1 pseudogene is annotated in these 434 nt (G+C 30.2%); it reads right to left on the reverse strand.

Annotation, left to right across the window (positions count from 1 at the left end):
- Positions 1 to 214 precede the first annotated feature (214 nt).
- Positions 215 to 434, reverse strand: a pseudogene (locus SAY88_RS24770) (dienelactone hydrolase family protein); the annotation flags it as partial.

A 434-nucleotide genomic window follows, 5' to 3' on the forward strand; every position in this document is an offset into this window, starting at 1 on the left:
TACATCTAGGTCAATTTCATCAGCTTTAAAAATTGTAAACTTATGAACCCCAGATTGCATATACCATTCTCCTTTCTTATTTTTAATGAATGAATATATACTCATTGTAAAATCACAAGACTACACTGTCAAATCATGCTCACAATCTGGCCCTATACAAAAAGAAAGAGCGCATTCTTTATTCCAGAAAAGCGCCCGATTGCGGAATAAAAATTCAGTTATTTTTTAAGAAGTGTAATGTTTCTCTAAAAGTATTTTTAGCTAATTCTTCATTGTATTTAGAAGAGTATGGATCAGTAAATCCGTGTTCACCACTAGCTATATGTACATTTATATTTGGTTTATCTAAATTTGAAACTAATTCATCTACATTAAATGATTTTTCCACTTTCGGAAAAAATAACACCACCGGACATTTTGGGTATATATTTACA

The organism is Halalkalibacter flavus (assembly GCF_036663575.1).
GTDB lineage: Bacteria > Bacillota > Bacilli > Bacillales > Bacillaceae_D > Halalkalibacter > Halalkalibacter flavus.